The sequence below is a fragment of the Paenibacillus sp. HGF5 genome (assembly GCF_000204455.1).
Taxonomy (GTDB): Bacteria; Bacillota; Bacilli; order Paenibacillales; family Paenibacillaceae; genus Paenibacillus_AQ; species Paenibacillus_AQ lautus_A.
Genome location: NZ_AEXS01000159.1, coordinates 19000 through 41221, shown reverse-complemented (window position 1 = coordinate 41221; position 22222 = coordinate 19000). Strand labels below are relative to the sequence as shown.

Genomic DNA, 22222 nt, shown 5'->3' with positions numbered 1-22222 from the left:
TGGATGGAGAATGGGATACAAATTGGTTGCGCTTGACGTAGACGGAACGCTGTTGAATGATCATCATGAAATTACGGAGAAGACCAGGAACACCGTGATGGAAGCCGCAAAACAAGGGGTAGAGATCGTACTGTGCACGGGCAGAGGACCGCTGAATTCGATTCCTTTCATGAAAAGCATGGGTCTTGGCGGTTATGTCATCAGCCATAACGGCGCGGCAACGGTCGAAGTGGAGACCCATCACATCGTGCATCAGTTCGGCATGGACCCGGGTCAGCTGGAACCCTTCATGAAATATTGCCGTGAGCACGGGGTGCATTTTGACGTGAATACCGCCTTCGAGATGTACGTGGACCAGGTGGAGGAGCTTGCCGGACCGGTACGTTCGATGTACGAGAACTATTTGATGCTGCCAAGCAACCTGCCGTCATGGGAGGAGCTGTCAGACCCGGTCGTGAAATTTACGGTATTCGGCGAATCCGCCGATATCGACCGCGTTTATGCGGATTGGAGCAAGTGGACCCTGCCCTTCAACATGCTGCGAAGCGGCGAGTTCTTTATCGACCTGATGCACAACCAAGCATCCAAGGGAAATGCGCTGAAGCAGCTGGCAGCCAAAAGAGGCTATCGGCCGGACGAAGTGCTGGCCATCGGCAATTACTTCAACGATATTACGATGCTCACTTACGCAGGCATGGGCATAGCGATGGATAATTCGCCGGTAGAGGTCAAGGCCGCCGCCAATGCGGTAACGGCTTCGAATAACGAGGACGGCGTACACGAGGCGCTGGTGAAATACTGCTTGTCGTAAAAATTGAATATTGCAGAAGCGAGAACCCGCCATAGGACACTTGAAAAAAAGTGCCCGAGGGCGGGTTTTTTGCGTGATTGGGAGCCGGTTAACCGCATTCTCTAAGAAGATGAAGACAAGCAGATCCTTCCAAATTTGGATTGACACGATAGAAGCGGCATGCTATTTTAATCAATGAAAATGATAATCATTATCAGTTATAAGAGCGGAAACACCACGCCGGCATATCGTTTTATCGAAAAAAGGAGGCAACTCATGCATACGGAAGAAGAGCTGATCATAGATAACGCATCGGATTCGGATCGCAGCGGAAAAACCAGCCTGGTGGAGATCAAGGAGTACATCGACAGCCACTATCACGAGGCGTTGACCATTGGCCGACTGGCCGGAATGGCTAATATCTGCCCCAAGTATTTCGTGGACCTGTTCAAGAAGACATTCGGCCAGACCACGATTGATTACCTGACGCATGTTCGCATGAATCACGCCAAGCGTTACTTGACCGAATCGGACGACCGGCTTCGGGATATCGCACAGAAGGTTGGTTATAAGGACGAGTTTTATTTCAGCCGGATATTTAAAAAGAAGGTGGGCATGTCGCCGTCGGAATATGCCCGAAATTCGAGGCAGCTGATCGCGGCCTGTTCTTCTTCGATCATCGGGCAGCTGGTGGCGCTGAACGTCATTCCAGCCGCCGCGCCGCTTGATGCGAAGTGGACCCCGTTTTATTACAATGCCTACAATTCGGAGATCAAGTCCCGCTTGAAATTGACGAGCCCTTATCCGGACAGCCGCTTTGAGGAGAATATCGAGCAGCTGTTCCGCGCCAAACCCGACGTCATTATCGGCATGGATCACCTTAGTGAAGAGGAAATCGCCAAGCTGGAGCCTATCGCCCCCACCTTCATTGTTCCGTCCCATGCAGGGTGGAAGAAGCAGCTGGAGCTGATCGCGGCATTCCTGAACAAGGAAGAACAAGCACAGTTCTGGATCGGACAGTATGAACGGAAAGTGGCGCAGGCACGCTCGCGAATGCAGGAAGTGGTGGGGAATGATCGTGTTGCCGCGCTGCGGATATATGGGCAAAACCTCTATTCCTACGGTAACCGGGGGCTTGAGGAAGTGCTGTTTAAGGATTTGCAGATCAAGGGAGCTTACCGATTTGATTCCAGCCGGAATCAGCAGATAACGATGGATGATTTACAGCAGTGCGATCCGGACCGGATTCTGATCGCGGTATGCCCGGAAGCCGCATCGCGGCGCTATTGGCTCGCGCTCCAGCATTCCGCCGAGTGGCATAGGCTTCGAGCCGTCGCTCAAGGAAGGGTCTATACGATCTCGTCCGATCCTTGGTTCGAATACTCCGCGCTTGCCGTGACGAGAATGCTGGACGAGGCGATGCTGCTGTTTACAGGAGATAATCCAAACGGACTTCTGGATAAAAGCCATGGTGAATCGTTTGCTACGTAATATATACTCGTCTTAATTGAGAATCATTATCACAGGAGGAGATACATTGTGGCAAAACGTTTCAATCGTGGAAAGAGAATTTGGAGGATCAATATAGCGGCACTTGCGTGTTGTGCCGTCATCATAGGCTTGCTGTCAGGCTGTGGGGATAAGGCGGAGACCGAAGCGTCCGGTGGCGATCAGGAGGCAGTGAAGACCGCAGCGGTGGAGACGTCCGGCAAAGCAGGGAGCAGCCAAGCGTCGACGGAGGAACCAGGGACGAACCGTGAGGAGACGTCCACGAAGGAGGAACGTACGGTAACGGATGAGCTTGGGCACGAAGTGAAGATTCCGGCTGAGGTGAACAAGGTGTTTGCGCCGAACATGGAAGATTCCTTGCTGAAGCTCGGCGTGAAGCCCGTTGCCCAATGGGCCAACGGCAAGCTGGGGCACTCTTATTTGCAGGAGGAGCTGGAGGGCATTCCCCTGATCGATTTTTCGGGAGGCTTGCCTTCGCCGGAGGCCCTGATGTCCTACGAACCGGATCTTATCGTGCTTCACACGGAGACTTACGCGGCGGACGGCACCTATGAGAGATACGCCAAAATCGCGCCGACGTACGTGTTCAAAAATGCTTCCGGGAATGTCGAGAAATCGCTGACCACCCTGGGCGATCTGCTTGGGAAGGCGCCGGAGGCCGAGACCGCCTTGAAAAATTATCAGCAAAAAGCAAGCGAAGCGAAGGCGAAGCTGAGTTCCGTTGTAGGGGACAAGAACGTGGCCATTATCCGATTCGCACCCAGAGGAGTCAGTTTGATGGGCGGAAATTACCTGTGCGGATATGTCATCCATCAGGACCTGGGACTAGGCAAGTCCAAGCTGGTTGAGAATGAAAATGCAGCTAACATATCTCTGGAAATACTCCCGCAGCTCGATGCGGACTATATATTCGTCATCAACGCCTATGATCAAGGAACGGAACGCATGAAGGAAATGACGGAAAGCCCGATCTGGAAAGGCATGCCCGCGGTCAAGAGCGGTCAGGTCTATGAAGCCGATAACGAATACTGGCTGGGAAGCGGCCTGATCGCTTACGAGAAAATCGTGGATGACGTCGTTCGCTCCATTACGGGGCAATAGGAGGAACATATGAGCCATCATACGACTTCCGTAGACATGATGAGGCACAGCGTGGTGCTGGCCCGTGCGGAGCATTGGGTGATGCACTCGAGGGGCGGGCGCCGCTATCGAATCATAACGGCACAGCCGACGGGACCGGCTCCGCCGTCCGGATATCCGGTCATCTATTTACTGGACGGGAACAGCGTGTTTCACACGATGGTCGAGACGCTGCGCCTGCAGTGCCACAGGCCGGACAAAACCGGGATATTGCCGGCTGTCGTTGTAGGCATCGGTTACGAGACGGATGGGCAGTATGCTTCGGACCGGTTCTATGATTACACGCCCTATCCAAACACGAAGTTCAGAAACAAGCTGGACGGGGATTCCGTGCCGGAGCAGGGGGGAGCGGCTGAGTTTCTGCAATTCATCGAGGAGGAGCTGAAACCGCAGATCGAGGGCGAGTTCAACATTGACCGGCATCGCCAGACGATATTCGGCCATTCCCTCGGCGGGCTGTTCACGCTCTATGCCATGTTCAGCAAACCGCAGGCGTTCTCGTGTTACATCGCCGGCAGCCCTTCTATTCACTGGAATTCGGAGTGTTTACGCGAGCTGGAGCAGCGCTATGCCGATCAGGTCAAGGAAAAACCTTATCCTGTCCGGCTGCTGCTTGGCGCAGGAGAGCTCGAAAGGCCCCATGTCACCGGCAATTGCATCCGTGCATCTGAGCTCGCCGAACGTCTGGCTGTACTGTCCGAGTATGGCATGCATGCCGAATTCAAGGAGTTTGAGGGGGAAGGGCATCTATCCGTGCTGCCGGTCCTCATCAGCAGAGCATTACGGTTTGCCCTTCATCCTGTACAGGAAGGAGATGATCACCATGGAGAGCACAGGCATTAGAGGGAAAGTAGCGCTCGTGACCGGTGCCGCCCAAGGAATAGGCGAAGCGGTGGCACGGGCCCTTGCCCGGCAAGGAGCCGTTGTAGCCGCCTGCGACCGGAAGGAAGACGAGCTGCTCCGCCTTGCGGCCGACCTATCCGGCTCAGGCGCTCATGCCGCGGCTTACAAGGCGGATGTGAGCCGCAGTGCCGAGGTTGAAGCGATGGTCGAACGGGTTGAGGATGAGCTCGGACCGATCGAGATTCTCGTCAACGTTGCGGGAGTGCTGCGGGTCGGCGGGGTCGAGTCGCTTACAGACGAGGATTGGCAGGCCCACTTCAACGTCAATACCCACGGCGTATTCTACACGTCACGCTCCGTCGTGAGACGCATGGCGAGCCGTCATTCCGGAGCTATCGTGACGGTAGGCTCGAATGCGTCCAAGGTTCCGCGGTCCCAGATGTCGGCCTACGCCGCCTCCAAGGCGGCGTCCACGATGTTTACGAAATGCCTGGGGCTCGAATATGCACGCCACCATATCCGTTGTAACGTGGTTTCCCCGGGCTCTACGGACACCGAAATGCAGCGTTTGTTATGGATGGATGATCAAGGTGCAAGGCCCATTATCGAGGGGGCGCCGGACTCCTTCCGCCTCGGCATACCGCTTGGCAAAATCGCGCTCCCTTCGGACATTGCGGATGCGGTCATTTTCCTCGTATCCGATCGGGCCGGGCACATGACGATGCAGGACGTATGCGTGGATGGCGGCGCGACGTTGGGATGCTGAGCATTTACGGGTTTTCATGCTTGATGATTTTCTAAATTCAATATACTAGGTAGGCTCATAAGCAGAGAGGAGACTGAAATGTTACACTATGATGCTCCAACCGCAGCGGAGGCTGCGCAACTTATGGAACAATACCAGGTCGGTTCGTCTTTCTTCTTCTCATCACCTCGCAAGACGCTGTTAACGCATGGAGAGTATTCCAGATTGCCGGTTCCCTCGGGGACCGGGCACAGATCGCTGCCGGAACGCGTCCGTGAATTGCTGGAATTCGCGAAGCAAGCGGGACGGCCGGATGCCGTTGTTGTTGGCGCCATACCTTTTGACATTCAAAAACCGGCCAGTCTGTTTATTCCGCTTTCGGCCCACTGGCACGATTCCCTTCTATACTCTGAAGGCAAGGCTCCGGAAATGCTCCGAATTTCCAGTTACAAGGTGCTTTCCGTTCCGGAGCCGACGGCGTTCAAGGAAGGCGTGAACCGGCTGCTGGACCTCATTTCTCAAAAGAAACTCCATAAAGCGGTGCTTTCCCGAACGCTGGATATCACGCTTCCTCATGCCCTGTCCATTCCACAGATATTGACTCATTTAGCTTATCACCACTCACATGGCTACACGTTTGCCGTACCGTTGGCACCCGAATCGTCCCACACTTCAAGCCCGGATGCCGTTGCATCCACCAGGACGCTCTTTGGCGCAAGCCCCGAGCTCTTAATAACGAAGAAGGGTTCGCGAATCAAAGGAAATCCATTGGCGGGCTCTGCGGCACGAAGCACCGATCCCGCTGAAGATCAGCGGCGGGCGGCAGCCCTGCTGTCATCCGCCAAAGACCGATATGAGCATGCCATCGTGATCGATGCCGTTGCATCGGCCTTGCAGCCTTATTGCAGCAAGCTGGAGGTTCCCGCCGAACCTTCGCTCGTACAGACCAAAGCCATGTGGCATCTATCCACCGAAATCAATGGCGTCCTGAAGGATGAATCGGTATCTTCATTGGAGCTTGCCCTGGCCATGCACCCGACGCCGGCAATCTGTGGCACGCCGACCGAAGCGGCCCGGGATGCCATACAAGAGATCGAGCCGTTCGATCGCGGCTTCTACTCGGGAGCCGTCGGTTGGTCGGATGCCAACGGGGATGGGGAGTGGGCGGTGACGATTCGCTGCGCAGAAACGGAAGGAACCTTATTGCGGGTGTTCGCAGGCGCAGGAATCGTGACCGGTTCCATAGCGGAGGCGGAGCTGGCCGAGACTTCGGCCAAATTCCGCACGATTCTGGCCGCGATGGGTTTGAATGAACAACAAACAACGATGTTGGAGGAGGAATGAGGAATGTTGGCAGGTTGTAAGGCTTGGCCGGAGGAATTTGCCGCCCGCTACCGGGAGGCAGGCTGCTGGCAGGGCGAAACCTTTGGAGAGCTCTTGCGGAAACAGGCTGCAGCGCATGGGGAACGGGTTGCGGTCGTGTGCGGCGACCGGCACGTAAGCTACGCCGAGCTGGACAACCGGGTGGATCGATTGGCCGCGGGATTTCTTAAGCTCGGCATCAAGGCACGGGAACGGGTTATCGTTCAGCTGCCGAATATCGCTTCATTTTTCGATACGATATTCGCGCTGTTCCGCATCGGGGCGCTTCCCGTCTTCGCTCTGCCCGTTCACCGCCGGAACGAAATCGTATATCTATGCGGCTTTAGCGAAGCCGCCGCGTATATCATTCCCGATATGGAATCGGGCTTCGACTATCGCGACCTGGCGGCTCAGGTTCAGGCATCGGTCCCTTCCCTCCGCCATGTCATCGTAGCCGGCGACCCGGGTCCGGGGGCGTTCGTATCCCTGGACGATTTGTACCTCGATGATTCGGAGTGCTCTTCGTACGGATCAGACGCGGAAGGCCCTAATCCCGGTGATGTCGCGTTTCTCCAGCTGTCGGGCGGGACGACCGGACTGCCGAAGCTCATTCCGCGCACGCATGACGACTATATCTACAGCTTGCGCATGAGCGCCGAAATCTGCTCGCTGGATAAGGATAGCGTTTATTTGGCGGTACTGCCCGTCGCGCATAATTTCCCGCTCAGCTCGCCTGGCGTGCTGGGGACGCTGTATGCCGGAGGCAGGGTTGTTCTTGCACGGTCAGCGAGTCCGGATGCGGCATTTCCGCTGATCGCCTCCGAGGGCGTCACGATAGCGGCGGTCGTTCCGCCCCTGGCCTTGATTTGGCTTGAAGCGGCACCATCCCGTTCCGAAGACCTCTCCAATCTGCAGGTGCTGCAGGTAGGCGGAGCCAAATTCAGTGCGGAGGCGGCCCAACGCGTGCAAACGGTGCTGGGATGCAAGCTGCAGCAAGTGTACGGGATGGCGGAAGGCTTGGTGAACTATACCCGGCTGGATGACCCCGAAGACATAACGGTGCATACGCAGGGGCGGCCCATGTCCCCGTACGATGAAGTGAGGCTGGTCGATGAGGATGATGTCGAGGTTGCCCCCGGCGAAGTCGGGGAATTGCTGACACGGGGGCCTTATACCATTCGCGGCTACTATAAAGCGGATAAGCATAACGAAAAGGCTTTTACCACGGACGGCTTCTATCGCACAGGTGACCTTGCCAGCATGACGCCTTCAGGTTATCTGGTGATCCAAGGCCGTTCCAAGGATCAAATTAACCGAGGGGGGGACAAGGTTGCGGCCGAAGAGGTGGAGAACCATCTGCTTGCCCATCCCAGCGTGCATGATGCTGCCGTGGTCGCCATGCCGGACGAGTATCTGGGCGAGCGGACCTGCGCCTTCGTTATCGTTCATCATGGCGCGGTTAGCGGCAATGAGCTGAAGGCGTTTCTCAGAAATAGAGGGCTCGCTGCGTACAAAATCCCGGATCGGGTGAAATTTATCGATTCCTTCCCCCACACGGGTGTCGGCAAAGTAAGCAAAAAGCAGCTGCGAGAGCTCGCGGCTCAGAATCAGGACGCACGGCTGAATCTTTCCAAATAACTTCGAAATGAGGAGATATGGATGGCACTTCCTAAGATTTTACCTTATCCCATGCCAGGGGAGACCGACCTGCCCAAGAACAAGGTAGCATGGACGGCGGATCCGAACCGTGCCGTGCTGCTCATCCACGATATGCAGCAATATTTCATCGACGCGTTCACGCCTGATCAATCGCCGGTCGTGGAACTGATCGCCCATATTCAGAAGCTGCGTTCCTGCTGCGCGGAGCTTGGCATTCCCGTGATCTATTCGGCCCAGCCCGGGGGCCAGGCACCGGAGCAGCGCGGCCTGCTGCAGGATTTCTGGGGATCCGGCATCAACGACGGTCCCTACCAGAAAAAGTTCGTGGACGCGGTAGCGCCGTCGGAACGGGATATGCTGTTGACCAAATGGAGGTACAGCGCCTTCCAGAAGACCGATCTCCATGAAATCATGCGCGAGCTAGGCCGCGACCAGCTTATGATCTGCGGGATCTATGCTCATATCGGCTGTCTGTTGACCGCCGGCGAAGCTTTCATGAAAGACATACAGCCGTTCTTCATTGCGGATGCCCTTGCGGATTTCTCGTTAGAGAAGCACCGCCTGGCACTTGTTTATGCAGCGGAACGCTGCGCCGTTACGCTGACCACGGAACGTCTGATCGCTTCGCTGACGCCGGCGCATCACCCCGTCTCGGGTCGTTCCGAAGCTCCAAGCGGAGAGGGAAGACCCGCAGATGCTGAGGAGGAGCAATCGCCGCTGACGCTGCAAACGTTGCGAGAGAACGTAGCGGAAATGCTGCAGGAACGGCCGTCGAGCATCGGCGAGGATGACCATTTGATTGAATACTGGGGACTGGATTCCATTCGCATCATGAGTTTGGCCGAGCGCTTCCGGCGCGAGGGCTTGGATATCAGCTTTGTGGAGTTGGCCGAGCAGCCGACACTGGCAGGCTGGTGGGGATTGCTGTCGGACAAGCAGAACGTGCGCGTGTCGCCGCCCAATTATGATTACTATACGGTGTAAAAGGAGGGAATTCGTATGCTTGAGCAAAAGAGGGAGCGCTGGTCCCTGTCCGGAGCGCAGCTGGGAATTTGGTATGCCCAGCAGCTGGACCCCGACAATCCGATATTCAACACGGCAGAATGCATTGAGATTCGAGGACCTGTAGATCCGGTTCTCTTCGAGAAGGCTTTGCGCCAAGTGGTGGGGGAGGCCGATGCTCTGTTTGCCCGCTTCGGCGAAGATGCGGACGGTCCTTGGCAGTCGATCGAACCGTCTCCTGACTGGCCTCTATGCGTGATGGATGTCAGCGGGATGGAGGATCCTCATCTTGCTGCCCAAACCTGGATGGAGCATGACCTTGCCCAAGCTATCGATCTAAGCCGAGGACCGCTGTTTACGGAGGCGCTGCTCAAGCTCGCCGCCGATCGCTACTATTGGTACCAACGCATTCATCATATCGCGATCGACGGATTCGGCGTATCGCTTCTGCTGCAAAAAGTTTCCGAGGTCTACACGGACTTAACGGGCGGGGGCGCTTCCGGCATAGGCGCGTTCGGCAGGTTCCGGACGATCCTGGAAGAAGATGCGTCCTACCGTATGTCGCAGCAGCTCGGCTCGGATCGCCAATTCTGGCTGCAGCGCTTTGCCGATGAGCCGGAGGTGGTCAGCTTAGGGGGACAGGCACAGCGTTCGGCAAGGAGCTTCCTGCGCCGTTCGGCGCAGCTTCCGGCCTCTTCAATGCAACGCTTGCAGGCGGCAGCGCAAGCTGCAGGGACAAGCTGGCCGGATGTGATTGCGGCTGCCGCCGCTCTATATGTCCATCGTATAACAGGCGCCGAGGAGATTGTGCTTGGATTGCCGGTGATGTGCCGCCTTGGCTCGTCATCCATCCGCATTCCGGGCATGGTCATGAATTTGCTGCCGCTCAGGGTGCGCGTTAGGCCCGATATGACCCTGATCGATCTGCTGCGGCAGGTCGCACGGGAGAACCGCGAAATCAAGCGGCATCAGCGCTACAGGCATCAGGACATCCGGCGTGATCTCAAGCTGCTTGCGGACAACCGCAGGTTATTCGGACCGCTCGTGAATGTGATGCCTTTTGCGGAGGAATTGAATGTTGGCGGTTTCCGAGGCAGCGTCCGCAATCTTGCGTCCGGTCCCGTGGATGATTTGACGATGAACGTGTACGGCGGATTGGGCGGGCACGGGCTGAGAATCGACATGGATGCCAATCCGATGATTTACGGCGCAGCGGAGTTAGAGTCCCATTTACAACGCTATTTGTATCTGCTGGACAGCCTTGCCGAAGCGGAGCCGAATGATCCCGTCGGGGGCTTGGCCTTTATTTTGCCGGACGAACGCGAGAAGGCGCTTGTTCGGTGGAACGATACGACCCGCGCGTTGCCGCAGCTGAGCGTACCGCAATTATTTGAGGAGCAGGCTGCGCGTACGCCGCAGGCGGAAGCGGTCATATGCGAAGGGTTATCCCTTTGTTACGAGGACCTGAACAGGCGGGCGAATCGCCTGGCCCGCTTGCTGATTGCCCGGGAAATAGGGCCTGAGCGAATCGTTGCTCTTTCGCTGCCACGGTCGGTGGATATGCTTGTAGCCATCCTCGCCGTGCATAAGGCCGGGGCGGCATACTTGCCATTGGATCCGGACTATCCGGATGAACGGATCGCTTATATGCTTGCCGATGCCAACCCGGCATGCTTGATAACGACCCGGCAGCTGTCTGAACATTTCGCGTCTGTCATGGAAGATAAGGGCGTAATCCTGTTGGATGCCCCGGCTACCCTTCAGCGATTGGAGCAGCAGGTCTTTCATAATCCTGTCGATGCTGATCGCGTACGTCCGCTGCTGCCGCTTCACCCGTCCTACGTTATTTATACTTCCGGATCAACCGGCCGACCCAAGGGGGTCATGCTCACGTTCGAAGGCCTAGCCAATCTGCTGTCGGATATGCGCGAACGTTTGGGCATCGGGGAGCGGGACCGCTGGCTGTCGGTCACCACGATGTCATTCGATATCTCGGTCATGGAGATGCTGCTGCCCCTGGCATGCGGTTCGACGCTCGACATCGTGATGCGGGATACCATTCTCGACGCAGCGGCGCTCATACGCCGAATTCGGGAGACGAGAACCACCATCATGCAGGCGACCCCGACATTATGGCAGTCGATTGTCGCTTGCCGCCCAGGGAAATTTGAGCGTCTCAAAGTCATTACCGGGGGCGAGGCGCTGCCGGTCAGTCTTAAGCTTGCGCTTCAGGACCTGAACTGCGAAGTGAACAATCAATATGGTCCGACGGAGACAACGATTTATTCGACGGCGGCAAAACTCGATCAAGCACCAGAAAAGCCATCCATCGGAGGACCGCTGTGGAATACGAGACTGTATGTGCTCGATTCTTCGCTCTCACCGGTTCCGCCAGGCGTAACGGGCGAGCTGTATATTGCGGGCTTGGGGCTTGGCCGGGGGTACTTGGGAAGACCCGACTTGACGGCGGATCGGTTTGTCGCGGATCCTTACGGCCCCCCGGGCTCCCGGATGTATCGAACAGGCGACCTTGCCCGCTGGCAGGAGAACGGCTGGATCGATTATTTGGGACGCGCCGACCATCAGATCAAGCTGCGCGGCTTCCGGATCGAGACCGGCGAGATCGAGTCCGTGCTTGTGGCTCATCCGGCAGTAGAGCAGGCCTTTGTCATGGTTCGCGAGGATCGAGTCGGAGATCGCCGGCTTGTGGCTTATATCGTTCCGTCGTCAGACTGGCCACATCCCATCGATTCGACAGATTTACGGAGTTATGCCGCAGAGAAACTGGCGGAGTATATGGTGCCGTCTGTCATCGCAGCCCTTGAAGCGCTGCCGCTCACGCCGAACAAGAAGGTGGATCGCAAAGCGCTTCCCGTGCCTGATGTCCGGCTGGCGGCCGGGCGTATGCCGCGAACGCCGCAAGAGGAGATGCTTTGCACGATTTTTGGTGAGGTGCTGGGCTTGCCGAGGGTTACCATCGACGATGATTTCTTCGAGCTTGGCGGTCATTCCCTGTTAGCCGGCCGGGTCATGGTCCGTATCCGGGAAGCATTCGGCGCAGAGCTAAGCATTGGCAGCCTGTTCGAAGCGTCAACGGCCGCGAGTCTCGTCAAACGGCTCGATCATGCGCAAGCAGCCAGAGAGGCCGTGCGTCCCGCGGCAAGATACGAGCGCTTGCCGTTGTCGTTTGCGCAGCAGCGGTTATGGTTTTTATATCGGTTGGAGGGTCCGAGCCCAACCTATAATATTCCTCTTGTGGCCCGTTTGTCGGGTGACCTCGATCTGGCATCGCTGCGTATGGCACTGTGGGATGTAGTGGCTCGGCATGAGTCGCTGCGCACGGTGTATCCTGAAAACGACGGGGCTTCGTATCAGCGCATTTTGGATGCCGAGCGGGCCCGGCCGGAGCTAATGGTAACCGAGATCCGCGAAGCGGAGCTTGCGGATCGATTGGCCGATGCCGTCAGGTACCGTTTCGAGCTTGCAGCCGAAACTTCCCTTCGGGCAGAGCTGTTCAAGCTGGGCGATCAAGAGTTTGTCCTGCTGTTGCTGCTGCATCATATCGCTGGAGACGGCTGGTCGCTTAACCCGTTGGCGCGGGATCTAGCGGATGCCTACGCGGCAAGGTGCCTGGGGAGTGAGCCGACATGGACTCCGTTACCGGTACAATATGCGGATTATGCCATGTGGCAGCAGAAGCTGTTTGGCCGCTCGGGCGACGAGAACAGCCTGATGGATCGCCAGCTGGCATATTGGACCGAAGCGCTGTCCGGCTTGCCGGAGCAATTGGAGCTGCCTACGGACTTTCCACGGCCCGCCGTGGCCAGCTATCAGGGCGGCAGCGTGCCGTTTTCGATATCCCGTGAGCTGCATCTGCAGTTGAATGGGCTCGCGCAGAGCAACAGGGCGACTTTATTCATGGTATTTCAGTCCGCGATGGCTGCGCTGTTTACGAAGCTGGGTGCAGGTACGGACATTCCGATCGGTAGCCCCGTATCGGGTCGGAATGACGACAATCTGGATCATTTAATCGGTTTCTTCATCAATACCCTTGTGTTTCGCGTGGATACGTCGAACGATCCGACGTTCGATGAGCTGCTGCGACGGGTGCGGGAAAAGAGCTTGGCAGCCTTCGAGCATCAGGACGTGCCGTTCGAGCGGCTTGTCGAGACATTGAACCCTCCGCGTTCCCGGGCGAGACACCCACTCTTTCAAGTGATGCTGGTGCTGCAGAACACGCCGGAAACTTCGCTTGAGCTTCCGGGAATCAGCTCGAAGCTTCAGCTGCAAAGCGTGGGCACGGCGAAGTTCGACTTAACCTTCGAACTGACCGAGCGGCGGGATCAAAACGGCGAGCCGGCCGGAGTGGACGGCCTCATAGAATTCAGCTCGGATTTGTTCGAGCGCGGCACGGCGGAAGCGATGGCGGAACGATACGTGCGCGTATTGGAAAGTGCTGTCGTTGAACCTAGTAAATCCATCAGCAAACTGGATATTCTAACCGTGGATGAACGGGAGGATATTCGTCAACAATGGAGCGCGCCGCTGCCAGTCACCGAGCAGGCAACCTTGTCCGAGCGGTTTGAAGCGCAGGTCAGCCGCTCGCCTCAATCGGTCGCGATTGTCCATGACGGCCAGTCTCTGAGTTATGAGGAGCTGAACGAACGCGCCAACCGGCTTGCCCATTTCTTGATTGCCTCCGGCGTCGGTACGGAGCAGATCGTAGCTCTAGCACTGCCGCGTTCGGTGGATATGGTCGTCGGCATTCTGGCCGTGCTTAAAGCGGGAGCCGCTTACCTGCCTCTGGATCCGGAGTATCCGGAGGATCGATTGGCTTACATGATGGAGGATGCTTGTCCGGTATGCGTCATGACGAGCGTTCACGTGATGGATCAGCTGCCGAGTTTCGGACGATGGCTGCGCGTTGTCATCGATGGACCTGAAGAGGCTATGCAATGGCAGCGTTATTCCAAGGAGAACCCAAGCGACCGTGAGCGTCTTGGAGGGCTTATGCCGCAGAATGCCGCTTATATCATTTATACCTCCGGTTCCACCGGCAAACCGAAGGGCGTGTTGGTGCCGCATCAGAATGTCGTCAGGCTATTCGATTCCACCCGGCATTGGTTCCAGTTTAATGAAACCGATGTATGGACTTTATTCCATTCGTATGCCTTCGATTTCTCGGTGTGGGAAATATGGGGGCCGCTCTTGTACGGCGGCCGGCTCGTCGTGGTTCCGCATACGGTCAGCCGTTCGCCTGAAGAGATGTTAGGCTTGCTGGTCCGGGAAGGCGTGACCGTGCTGAATCAGACGCCGTCGGCGTTCTATCCGTTGATTCAGGCGGATCGGGAGCAGCCGGAGACGGGTCGGCAGTTGTCGCTAAGGTACGTTGTGTTTGGAGGCGAAGCCTTGGAGCTTGGCCGGCTTACGGATTGGTATCGGCGCCATGCCGACGATGCCCCGCGTCTGATCAACATGTACGGCATAACGGAAACGACCGTGCATGTCAGCTACATGGAGCTGAACCGAAACCTGGCGCTGCCGGGAGCCGGCAGCCTGATCGGCGAAGCGATCCCGGATCTGCGGGTGTACGTGCTCGATGACCGGCTTCAGCCCGTTCCGTATGGCGTCATCGGGGAAATGTATGTCGCCGGCGCAGGATTGGCACGCGGGTACTGGGGACGTCCCGACCTTACCGCCGACCGGTTCGTGGCGGACCTATACGGCCCGCCGGGGACAAGAATGTACCGAACCGGCGATTTGGCGAGACGTTTTGCCGACGGCACGCTGGATTATTTGGGACGGTCCGACCATCAGGTGAAGATACGCGGCTTCCGGATCGAGCTTGGCGAAATCGAATCGGTCCTCGTGCGTCATGAGGCACTCTCGCAGGCGGCTGTCATCGTGCGTGAGGATCAGCCCGGAGACCAGCGGCTTGCGGCTTATGTCGTCGGCAATCCCGGCGAGTCGCCTTCGGGTACGGAGCTGCGCCGTTATGCCGCCTCGCTGCTTCCTGATTACATGGTTCCTTGGGCCTTCGTCTTGATGGACAAGCTGCCGCTTACGCCTAACGGAAAGCTGGATCGCAAAGCGCTGCCGGCCCCCGATATGTCGCCGGGTGCGGATGGGCGCAATCCGCGAACTCCGCAGGAGGAGGTGTTATGCGAGCTGTTTGCCGAAATACTCGGCGCCAAGCGGGTCGGCATCGATGACAGCTTCTTCGAGCTCGGCGGTCACTCTTTGTTGGCGGTCCGGCTCATCAGCCGGGTTCGCGAAGCGCTCGGCAAAGAATTGAGCATTGCAGCATTATTCGAAGCACCGACGGTAGCGGGGCTAGTCGACAAACTTGAGATGGGCGGCGGGAACAGCGCGCTGCAGGTCGTGCTTCCGCTTCGGTCGCATGGAGATCAAACCCCGCTGTTCTGCGTGCATCCGGCAGGAGGATTAAGCTGGTGCTACGCCGGTTTGATGAAGCATCTCGGCATGAATTATCCGATTTACGGCTTGCAGGCAAGGGGCATTGCCCATCCGGAGGAGCTGCCGGGATCACTGGAAGTGATGACGGCAGACTACATCGGCCATATCCGCTCCCTACAGCCAGCGGGGCCATATCGGCTGCTCGGCTGGTCCTTGGGCGGCAATGTCGCTCAGTCGATTGCGGTACAGCTGCAGGAAGCGGGTGAAGACATTGAATTGCTCGCTATACTGGATGCTTATCCGAGCCATTATTTGCCGATCAAGGAGAAACCCGACGAAGACGAGGCTTTGACCGCGCTGCTGGCGCTTGGAGGCTTCGACAGGGAGAGCATTGAAGCGGGGCTTGGAGACGCGCCGTTAACCATTGCAGCTGCCCTTGAACTGCTGCGTAACGAGAGCAGCGCGCTCTCGTCCCTTGAGGAAGAAACGATCATGAATCTGAAGACGACCTATGAAAATTCGGTTCAACTGCTAAAGGCTTATGTTCCGAAGCGGTTTGAGGGAGATATGTTATTCTTCCACTCCACGATCATCCCGGATTGGTTTGACCCCATCGACCCGGAGATGTGGGAGCCTTACGTGGGCGGCACAATCGAGCGGCACGATATCGAATGCCGTCATAAGGATTTATGCCAGCCGGGACCTCTGGATGAGATCGGCAAGACTATTCTAAACAAGCTTGAAGAAATGGCATCTAAAACAGAGACAACGAGGGACAGGAGGGAACTGATCTATGACCAATCCATTTGAGCAAGCCGACGGCAAGTTTCTTGTACTGATGAACCATGAGGGCCAATATTCGCTCTGGCCGGCGTTCGCGGCTATTCCGGCCGGCTGGAACCAGGTTCTGGGACTTAGCACGCGGGAGGAATGCGTCGCCTATATCAACGAGAACTGGGTCGATTTACGGCCGCGGAGCTTGTATGCCGATGCGGGAGCAAATCCGGAACCTGGACCATGAGCCATGGGCTGAATCCAAAAAAAGTAGTATGCATCGTCTATGTGGCCGCGATGTTTGTGGTTGCCATGGACGCCACCGTGCTGAACGTGGCGCTTCAGACGATCAGCAGGGAGCTTGAAGTGCCCCCTGCGGCTTCAGGCGTGCTGAATGTCGGTTATTTGGTCAGCTTGGCCATCGTTCTGCCGATGGCGGGCTGGCTTGGCGATACATGGGGAACGAAGCGTACGTTCCTCCTGGCACTGGGCCTTTTCACCGGAGCATCCGTATTGTGCAGCTTTGCAAACAGCTTGGCAGCGTTGACGCTTTTTCGCGTGATCCAAGGCATCGGCGGCGGCTTGCTGACCCCTGTCGGCATGGCGATGCTGTTCCGCATGTTCCCGCCGCAGGAGCGCGCGAAAATCTCCCGGGCGCTCATCCTGCCTATCGCGATTGCGCCTGCAATCGGCCCTGTTGTGAGCGGGCTGCTTCTTGAATATTTGACGTGGCGGTGGATCTTCTACGTGAGCTTGCCGATCGGCATTCCCGCTCTCGTGTTCGGTTTATTCTGGCTGAAGGAGCATCGGGAGCCGGATGCCGGCAAGCTGGACGTGCCGGGCCTGCTGCTGTCCGCACCGGGGCTTGCCCTGCTGATGTACGCTTTGAGCCAGGGGCCGCTGCACGGGTGGGACGCCCCGCAGGTATGGGGCGCCGGCCTGGCCGGCATCCTGCTGCTTACTGCTCTGGTGAAGGTGGAGCTAAGGACTGCGAAACCGCTGCTGGATTTGCGGCTGCTGGGCAATCGCTTGTTCCGAACGTCGGGTTTCATCGCGATGTGTGCATCAGCAGGTCTGCTGGGCATGCTCTACGTATTTCCCTTAATGTATCAGAACGCCCTCTACGTTTCCGCCTTGGATACGGGGCTGACGACGTTTCCCGAAGCCATCGGGCTGATGGTTGCCTCGCAGCTCGTACCCAGGACATATCCAAGGATGGGCCCTAGGCGAGTGATCATCATGGGATTTGCGGTTACCGCGCTGATTTTTATTATGCTCAGCATGGTGGACGCCGGGACGAATCCGTGGTTTATTCGGGCCCTGCTGTTTGGCGTCGGCATTTTCCTTGGTCAGACCGTGGGATCCGTTCAGATCGCTGCCTTCGCCACCATCCCGCCTGCTTCGATGGGGCGCGCCTCCACCTGGTTTACGGTGCAGAACAGGCTTGGTCCCGCCATAGGGCTGGCTGTTCTATCAGGTATCTTGGCTGCCGTTGGAACGGAGACCGTAAATGCGGCGGGGGAGATGGGGCCGAATCTGACGGCATATCGAGCAGCATTGCTTGGGGCCGCTGGCTTCCTGCTCATCGGTGCAGGCGCGGCGTTATGGATACGGGATGCCGATGCGGCGTCCACGATTCGCAAACCCGCCACAATACCAGCCAAGGAACAGGCGGCTCCAGCCGAGAAATAATCGTGCTAAATATCCGGATGCCATAGACGAGATCCCCTTGGATTTAGTGGAAATACGCTTAGTTTTCGGCGATGGCCGGATGGCCGTAAAAGCATTTCAAATGAAAAAGGGGCTGTACTCCTGCATGCTGGTGCAGAAGAGTACAGTCCCTTTTTACGAAATGAATCAGCAAGCACGCAATCGTCTGCTAATTTGATCTATTGGCCTTATCGTAGGCTCAATGTAATTTAAAATCGTATCCGTTGTATCGACAGTCTTTCTCCGTTTGCCACTTTATGAGGGATTAGAAAGGGGCGTTACTTGGGATTGCGCAGGCCCTTGGGCAGGTGATTCTTGAGCTGGCCGCCGCTGGCTTTGCCCCAGCCGAGGGGGAGTCCGTCCGTAGTCACCAAAGTCCAGCCCCGATATTCGGAAGGAATAGAGAGCACCTCTCCCCGCAAATAAGCAGCCGTTTCGGCAGAATCTGAAGGCAGATCCCAGCTTCTGGCGGCTTGGTCTGGAATCAAGGACATGGCAAGGGCATGAGTCGGCTCGATCCGATTCTTCTTCAGGTGGGCCAGATGAAGGCCGGCGCGCGGCATCTTCAGCCCCTTCAGCTGCTTATCGTGCCAAGGGACGCTCTCGCTGACCGGCAGCCAATATAATTCTTCGCCGAACAATATCGGCGTGCCGCCGCCAAGCTCAAAGCCGGGGAGGTCCTGTTTCGCCCAGTCTTGAAAGTCGGCCAGGGCGGAAAGCGCAGGAGCCTGTTTGCCGCCCCGGTTTGATTTGGCCTGAGCCTTACCGCTGTTGGTAAAGGTCTCTTGATCGTCGCTGTAAGCCTCGGCCGCCGGCGTTTTGACCAAGATGGCAACAAAATGCCCCTCGCCCCGCTCCAAATGTGGCCATAAGCGCTTCATTTGCTGCAGTTCCAAATCGGGATACTGCGAGAGAATGCGCTCGATCATCTCCTCATTTTCCGCCGTGTTGAACGTACAGGTGGAATACGCCAACGTTCCGCCTGGCTTGAGCATCCGGTAAGCCTCCTGGACAATGTCCCACTGCCGTGCAACGCACAGATCCACGTGTTCAGGCGACCATTCGGCAATCGCAGCGGCATCCTTTCGAAACATGCCTTCACCGGAGCATGGCGCATCTAGCATGATCCGGTCAAAGCAGGCAACGAAACGGCGGGATAGCTGATCCGGTGCCGCACTCGTTACGACGGTATTCGTAATTCCCATACGTTCCACGTTCTCGGCCAGAATGCGCGCCCGTTCGGGGTGGATCTCGTTGGAGACGAGCAGTCCCCGGCCCATCATGTTCGAGGCGATATGGCTTGTCTTGCCGCCGGGAGCCGCTGCAAGATCCAGAATGGTCTCCCCGGGCTGAGGATTCAGCAGTTCCACCGCGGACATTGCCGAGGGCTCCTGAATATAATATAGTCCGGCGGCATGATAAGGGTGCTTTCCTGGACGAACGCTTTCATCATAATAGTATCCGGTCTCACACCAGGGCACAGGCGTCAGCCGGAAGTTCCGGATGAGTTTTTTGACGCTGTCTGCGGCATGAACCGCTTTCAGCCGGTTAAGACGCAGCCCATGGGTGCGGGGCGAATCGTAGCTGTCCCAAAAGTCACACGAGGCATCCCCAAGAATTTCGTTTATGCTGGTGACGAAACCGACAGGCAATAGTTCCTTTCCCATTCGTTGATAGCTCCTTCTTTAGAATAAGGTTCATGTTGCTGCGTTAAGGCAGTTAATCCCTGTTCAGAGCTCATTTCTTCTTTAGTCTCTAAGGAATCGGTCATTAGTTTATCACGTTGCCGCAGGGGGAGTAAAGAAATGTCAAGCAAAAAAAAGACCGCCCCTTCATATCGTGGGCAGTCCGCGCCAGTGTTATCCGGCGGATTCCGTTGGTTCGGTGGATGAGGTTTTGAGGGACCGGTAATCGGATACCTTGTTTTTGCCGGTCGTCTTGGAATGATACATGGCTTTGTCCGCCTGTTTCATCAGTTCATCGCCGCGAACGCCTTTGCGCAGAACGCTGTATCCGATGCTGATGGTTACGATGCTCTCGCTCGCCACTCGGGCTCGGATCTTCTCGGCGACCTGCGCGGGTTTGGCTTTGCGGTCAACGACCAAGGCGACCAATTCCTCGCCGCCATACCGGCCCGTAATTCCGATGCCTTCAAGCTCTTCCTCCATGATGGCGGCGACCTGCTTCAGCACTTCATCGGCTCTGGCGTGTCCCTGGGTATCATTCAGCTTCTTGAAATTGTCGATGTCGCAGAAGATGGCGGATATCTTCAGCTCCTGTGCCGCGTAATGGTCCAAATGCTTCATAAAGTGCCTGCGGTTGTATAGCCCGGTTAATCCGTCCGTAATGGCGGACCGGTAAATGGACTGCATCAGCTCCACGATGCGCCTGAACAGAATGAAGAACACGATGCTGTAAAAGAGCACAGGCAGCGCGAGCGCCAGTCCCTGAAGCGCAGGCGACAGGCTGCCGGAATAGGTATGTACCGCTTGCAGAATCGTCCAGATGACGTAAACGGCAAGCCCGAGCGCGTATTTGATCGGCTGTCCGATCCGCGGGGTTACTTGGGTGTAGGCCAGGTAGAGCGCAGCGAGCTGCAGCACGTCAAAATATATGCTTTGCCATATCGGGTCAAGGGTGTATGGAAGGAATGAGGGAAGCATGAATGGAAGCATAAGCAGTGCGGCCGACAACAAGGGAAGCCAATAATGCATGGTTTTGATTTTGCGGTACAGCATGACAACCGAGATGTTCAGCAGAACGAACGAAAATAGCTGGATGAAACGCAGAACGTCCGACTCCGGTGAGAAAACAGGTTTTCCCGTCCATGCCGAATGGATGTTCAGACCCTCGTATGTCATAATGAAGAAGAAAGCTGCCGCCATATATATGTAAGCATTCTTGCGTTGCTTGCTGTACATAAAGAGACACATGATCAGCATCATGAGAGCGATATAAGCTCCGCATACGGCAAATATGGTGGGTAGTGGAGAAGTGGACCAGTAGTTCAATTCATAGGACAAATCGATTCACTCCTGAATAGGGATAGGTTTCCTTTGCATGAAACATATGTTCTAATATATCATATCGAAAAAGAATCTGAAAAGAGATTTAGAGAAAGGGGGATCCCCATGAAACTTCTTCAGGCGTTATTCTTCCCTCCTGAACAGCCGGGCGGCGTCTCGTCCATGATTCCATATTTGCAGGAGCGCTTTCACTCCTCCCGCTGGGAGATGGAGATGTTCTGGCTGCCTAAGCGGATCCGCAACAAAGGCCAGGAGGATCCGGTATTCCACACGTTTGATTGGAGAGAGTTCGAAGGGAGCCCGATCGTGGCCAAATACCTTCAAACCTACCGGGATTATCTGTGGTGGACCCGTCTGCGCATTCAAAAGCCTTATGATCTTATCCATAGTCATCATCCGATCGCAGGCATGTCGATGAAAGCCGTATTCCCCGAGGTGCCGCTCATCCAAACCGTGCACTCCAGTTACGAGCGCGAGCTGATCCTCAACGGAAGAATCAAGGAGGGAGGGCTGGAACACCGGTTCCTGGTGTCTTTGTACAAGGAGCTAGAGCATATCAGCGACCGACTGCTGACCGTGTCGAACTCCTTCAAGGCGTATATGTCTCCCTACGTGAACACGCCCGAATCGATCGGCGTCATCCATAACGGATTCGATGATAAGAGATTCAAGCCCGTTCCCCATGAAAATGCGGTGCCTCAGCTGATTACGGTATGCCGTCTGGTGCCAGCAAAAGGATTGGATATTCTGCTCCAGGCCTGCGCGGAACTGAAACGGAAGGGATATGATTACGTCCTTCATATTATCGGCGACGGACCTTCCCGCCAGGAGCTCGAGGAGATGGCCAAAACGCTGGGCATCTACCAGGAGACGATTTTTTACGGCTACACGCTGCATCCGGAGGAGTTCATGCCGTTCTTTGACATCTTTGTCCTGCCTTCGAGAGCAGAGGCGTTCGGATCGGTGTTCGCGGAAGCGGCGCTCAGCTGTCTCGCCTTGGTAGGGACCGACGTCGGCGGCATCGCCGAGCAGATTGAGGACGGGGTCAACGGTTTGCTTGTACCGCCTGAAGATCCGATGGCGCTCAGCGTGGCGCTCGAGAAGGTCATCAGCGATCCGCTCTATCGTTACGAGCTAGCCCGGACCGCTTCGGATAAGGCAAAGAACCAATACTCCTTGTCCAGATCCGTGAACGAACTGAAAAAAATGTATTTGAAATTTCAACCCCAGATAGAGAGTTAGGGA

14 protein-coding genes are annotated in these 22222 nt (G+C 56.5%); 12 read left to right on the top strand and 2 right to left on the bottom strand.

Annotation, left to right across the window (positions count from 1 at the left end; all coding sequences use genetic code 11):
* The first annotated feature begins 10 nt into the window (after positions 1-10).
* The 11 genes from HMPREF9412_RS26045 to HMPREF9412_RS25995 all read left to right on the top strand — a co-directional run bounded on the left by HMPREF9412_RS26045 (position 11) and on the right by HMPREF9412_RS25995 (position 17933).
* The gene (locus HMPREF9412_RS26045; RefSeq protein ID WP_009594801.1) at positions 11-811 is read left to right on the top strand and encodes a Cof-type HAD-IIB family hydrolase; all 801 of its coding nucleotides are present in this window, start codon (positions 11-13) and stop codon (positions 809-811) included.
* A gap of 255 nt (positions 812-1066) precedes the next feature.
* Positions 1067-2281 (top strand): ABC transporter substrate-binding protein, encoded by a 1215-nt coding sequence (locus HMPREF9412_RS26040; protein ID WP_009594859.1) that lies wholly within the window; start codon positions 1067-1069, stop codon positions 2279-2281.
* Between the two features lie 48 nt (positions 2282-2329).
* Positions 2330-3400: an ABC transporter substrate-binding protein gene (locus HMPREF9412_RS26035; protein WP_009594785.1), complete on the top strand. Its 1071-nt coding sequence runs from the start codon at positions 2330-2332 to the stop codon at positions 3398-3400.
* 9 nt (positions 3401-3409) lie between these two features.
* Complete coding sequence (locus HMPREF9412_RS26030) at positions 3410-4282, top strand: alpha/beta hydrolase (RefSeq protein ID WP_009594796.1); 873 nt, start codon at positions 3410-3412, stop codon at positions 4280-4282.
* Complete coding sequence (locus tag HMPREF9412_RS26025) at positions 4263-5048, top strand: 2,3-dihydro-2,3-dihydroxybenzoate dehydrogenase (protein ID WP_009594793.1); 786 nt, start codon at positions 4263-4265, stop codon at positions 5046-5048. The genes HMPREF9412_RS26030 and HMPREF9412_RS26025 overlap by 20 nt, the downstream gene beginning before the upstream one ends.
* 78 nt (positions 5049-5126) lie before the next feature.
* Entirely contained in the window at positions 5127-6371 is a 1245-nt protein-coding gene (dhbC, locus tag HMPREF9412_RS26020; RefSeq protein ID WP_009594820.1) for an isochorismate synthase DhbC, read from the top strand.
* A 3-nt stretch (positions 6372-6374) separates the two neighbouring features.
* Positions 6375-8027: a (2,3-dihydroxybenzoyl)adenylate synthase gene (locus tag HMPREF9412_RS26015; protein ID WP_009594812.1), complete on the top strand. Its 1653-nt coding sequence runs from the start codon at positions 6375-6377 to the stop codon at positions 8025-8027.
* Between the two features lie 21 nt (positions 8028-8048).
* Complete coding sequence (locus tag HMPREF9412_RS26010) at positions 8049-9032, top strand: isochorismatase family protein (RefSeq protein WP_009594821.1); 984 nt, start codon at positions 8049-8051, stop codon at positions 9030-9032.
* A 15-nt stretch (positions 9033-9047) separates the two neighbouring features.
* Complete coding sequence (locus tag HMPREF9412_RS26005; protein WP_009594807.1) at positions 9048-16277, top strand: amino acid adenylation domain-containing protein; 7230 nt, start codon at positions 9048-9050, stop codon at positions 16275-16277.
* Positions 16261-16488 (top strand): MbtH family protein, encoded by a 228-nt coding sequence (locus tag HMPREF9412_RS26000; RefSeq protein ID WP_009594789.1) that lies wholly within the window; start codon positions 16261-16263, stop codon positions 16486-16488. Before HMPREF9412_RS26005 ends, HMPREF9412_RS26000 begins: the two co-directional genes overlap by 17 nt.
* The gene (locus HMPREF9412_RS25995) at positions 16485-17933 is read left to right on the top strand and encodes an MDR family MFS transporter (RefSeq protein WP_009594804.1); all 1449 of its coding nucleotides are present in this window, start codon (positions 16485-16487) and stop codon (positions 17931-17933) included. Before HMPREF9412_RS26000 ends, HMPREF9412_RS25995 begins: the two co-directional genes overlap by 4 nt.
* A 296-nt stretch (positions 17934-18229) precedes the next feature.
* Here HMPREF9412_RS25995 and HMPREF9412_RS25990 read toward each other — a convergent pair whose 3' ends face one another.
* Positions 18230-19618 carry an RsmB/NOP family class I SAM-dependent RNA methyltransferase gene (locus HMPREF9412_RS25990; protein WP_009594818.1) on the bottom strand — a complete coding sequence of 463 codons (1389 nt, stop codon included), beginning with the start codon at positions 19616-19618 and terminating at the stop codon, positions 18230-18232.
* A 192-nt stretch (positions 19619-19810) separates the two neighbouring features.
* Positions 19811-20974, bottom strand: coding sequence for a GGDEF domain-containing protein (locus HMPREF9412_RS25985; protein ID WP_009594845.1), 1164 nt, complete (start codon positions 20972-20974; stop codon positions 19811-19813).
* Positions 20975-21082: 108 nt separating this feature from the next.
* On the opposite strand from HMPREF9412_RS25985, the gene HMPREF9412_RS25980 reads away from it, so the two are divergent.
* On the top strand, positions 21083-22219 hold the full coding sequence (locus tag HMPREF9412_RS25980) for a glycosyltransferase family 4 protein (protein ID WP_009594786.1): 1137 nt from the start codon (positions 21083-21085) through the stop codon (positions 22217-22219).
* Positions 22220-22222: the final 3 nt, after the last annotated feature.

What these genes read in the sequence shown, in the direction of transcription:
- HMPREF9412_RS26045 (WP_009594801.1), top strand. Translation starts at nt 11, where the DNA reads ATGGGATACAAATTGGTTGCGCTTGACGTAGACGGAACGCTGTTGAAT.
- HMPREF9412_RS26040 (WP_009594859.1), top strand. Translation starts at nt 1,067, where the DNA reads ATGCATACGGAAGAAGAGCTGATCATAGATAACGCATCGGATTCGGAT.
- HMPREF9412_RS26030 (WP_009594796.1), top strand. Translation starts at nt 3,410, where the DNA reads ATGAGCCATCATACGACTTCCGTAGACATGATGAGGCACAGCGTGGTG.
- HMPREF9412_RS26025 (WP_009594793.1), top strand. Translation starts at nt 4,263, where the DNA reads ATGGAGAGCACAGGCATTAGAGGGAAAGTAGCGCTCGTGACCGGTGCC.
- dhbC (WP_009594820.1), top strand. Translation starts at nt 5,127, where the DNA reads ATGTTACACTATGATGCTCCAACCGCAGCGGAGGCTGCGCAACTTATG.
- HMPREF9412_RS26015 (WP_009594812.1), top strand. Translation starts at nt 6,375, where the DNA reads ATGTTGGCAGGTTGTAAGGCTTGGCCGGAGGAATTTGCCGCCCGCTAC.
- HMPREF9412_RS26010 (WP_009594821.1), top strand. Translation starts at nt 8,049, where the DNA reads ATGGCACTTCCTAAGATTTTACCTTATCCCATGCCAGGGGAGACCGAC.
- HMPREF9412_RS26005 (WP_009594807.1), top strand. Translation starts at nt 9,048, where the DNA reads ATGCTTGAGCAAAAGAGGGAGCGCTGGTCCCTGTCCGGAGCGCAGCTG.
- HMPREF9412_RS26000 (WP_009594789.1), top strand. Translation starts at nt 16,261, where the DNA reads ATGACCAATCCATTTGAGCAAGCCGACGGCAAGTTTCTTGTACTGATG.
- HMPREF9412_RS25995 (WP_009594804.1), top strand. Translation starts at nt 16,485, where the DNA reads ATGAGCCATGGGCTGAATCCAAAAAAAGTAGTATGCATCGTCTATGTG.
- HMPREF9412_RS25990 (WP_009594818.1), bottom strand. Translation starts at nt 19,618, where the DNA reads ATGGGAAAGGAACTATTGCCTGTCGGTTTCGTCACCAGCATAAACGAA.
- HMPREF9412_RS25980 (WP_009594786.1), top strand. Translation starts at nt 21,083, where the DNA reads ATGAAACTTCTTCAGGCGTTATTCTTCCCTCCTGAACAGCCGGGCGGC.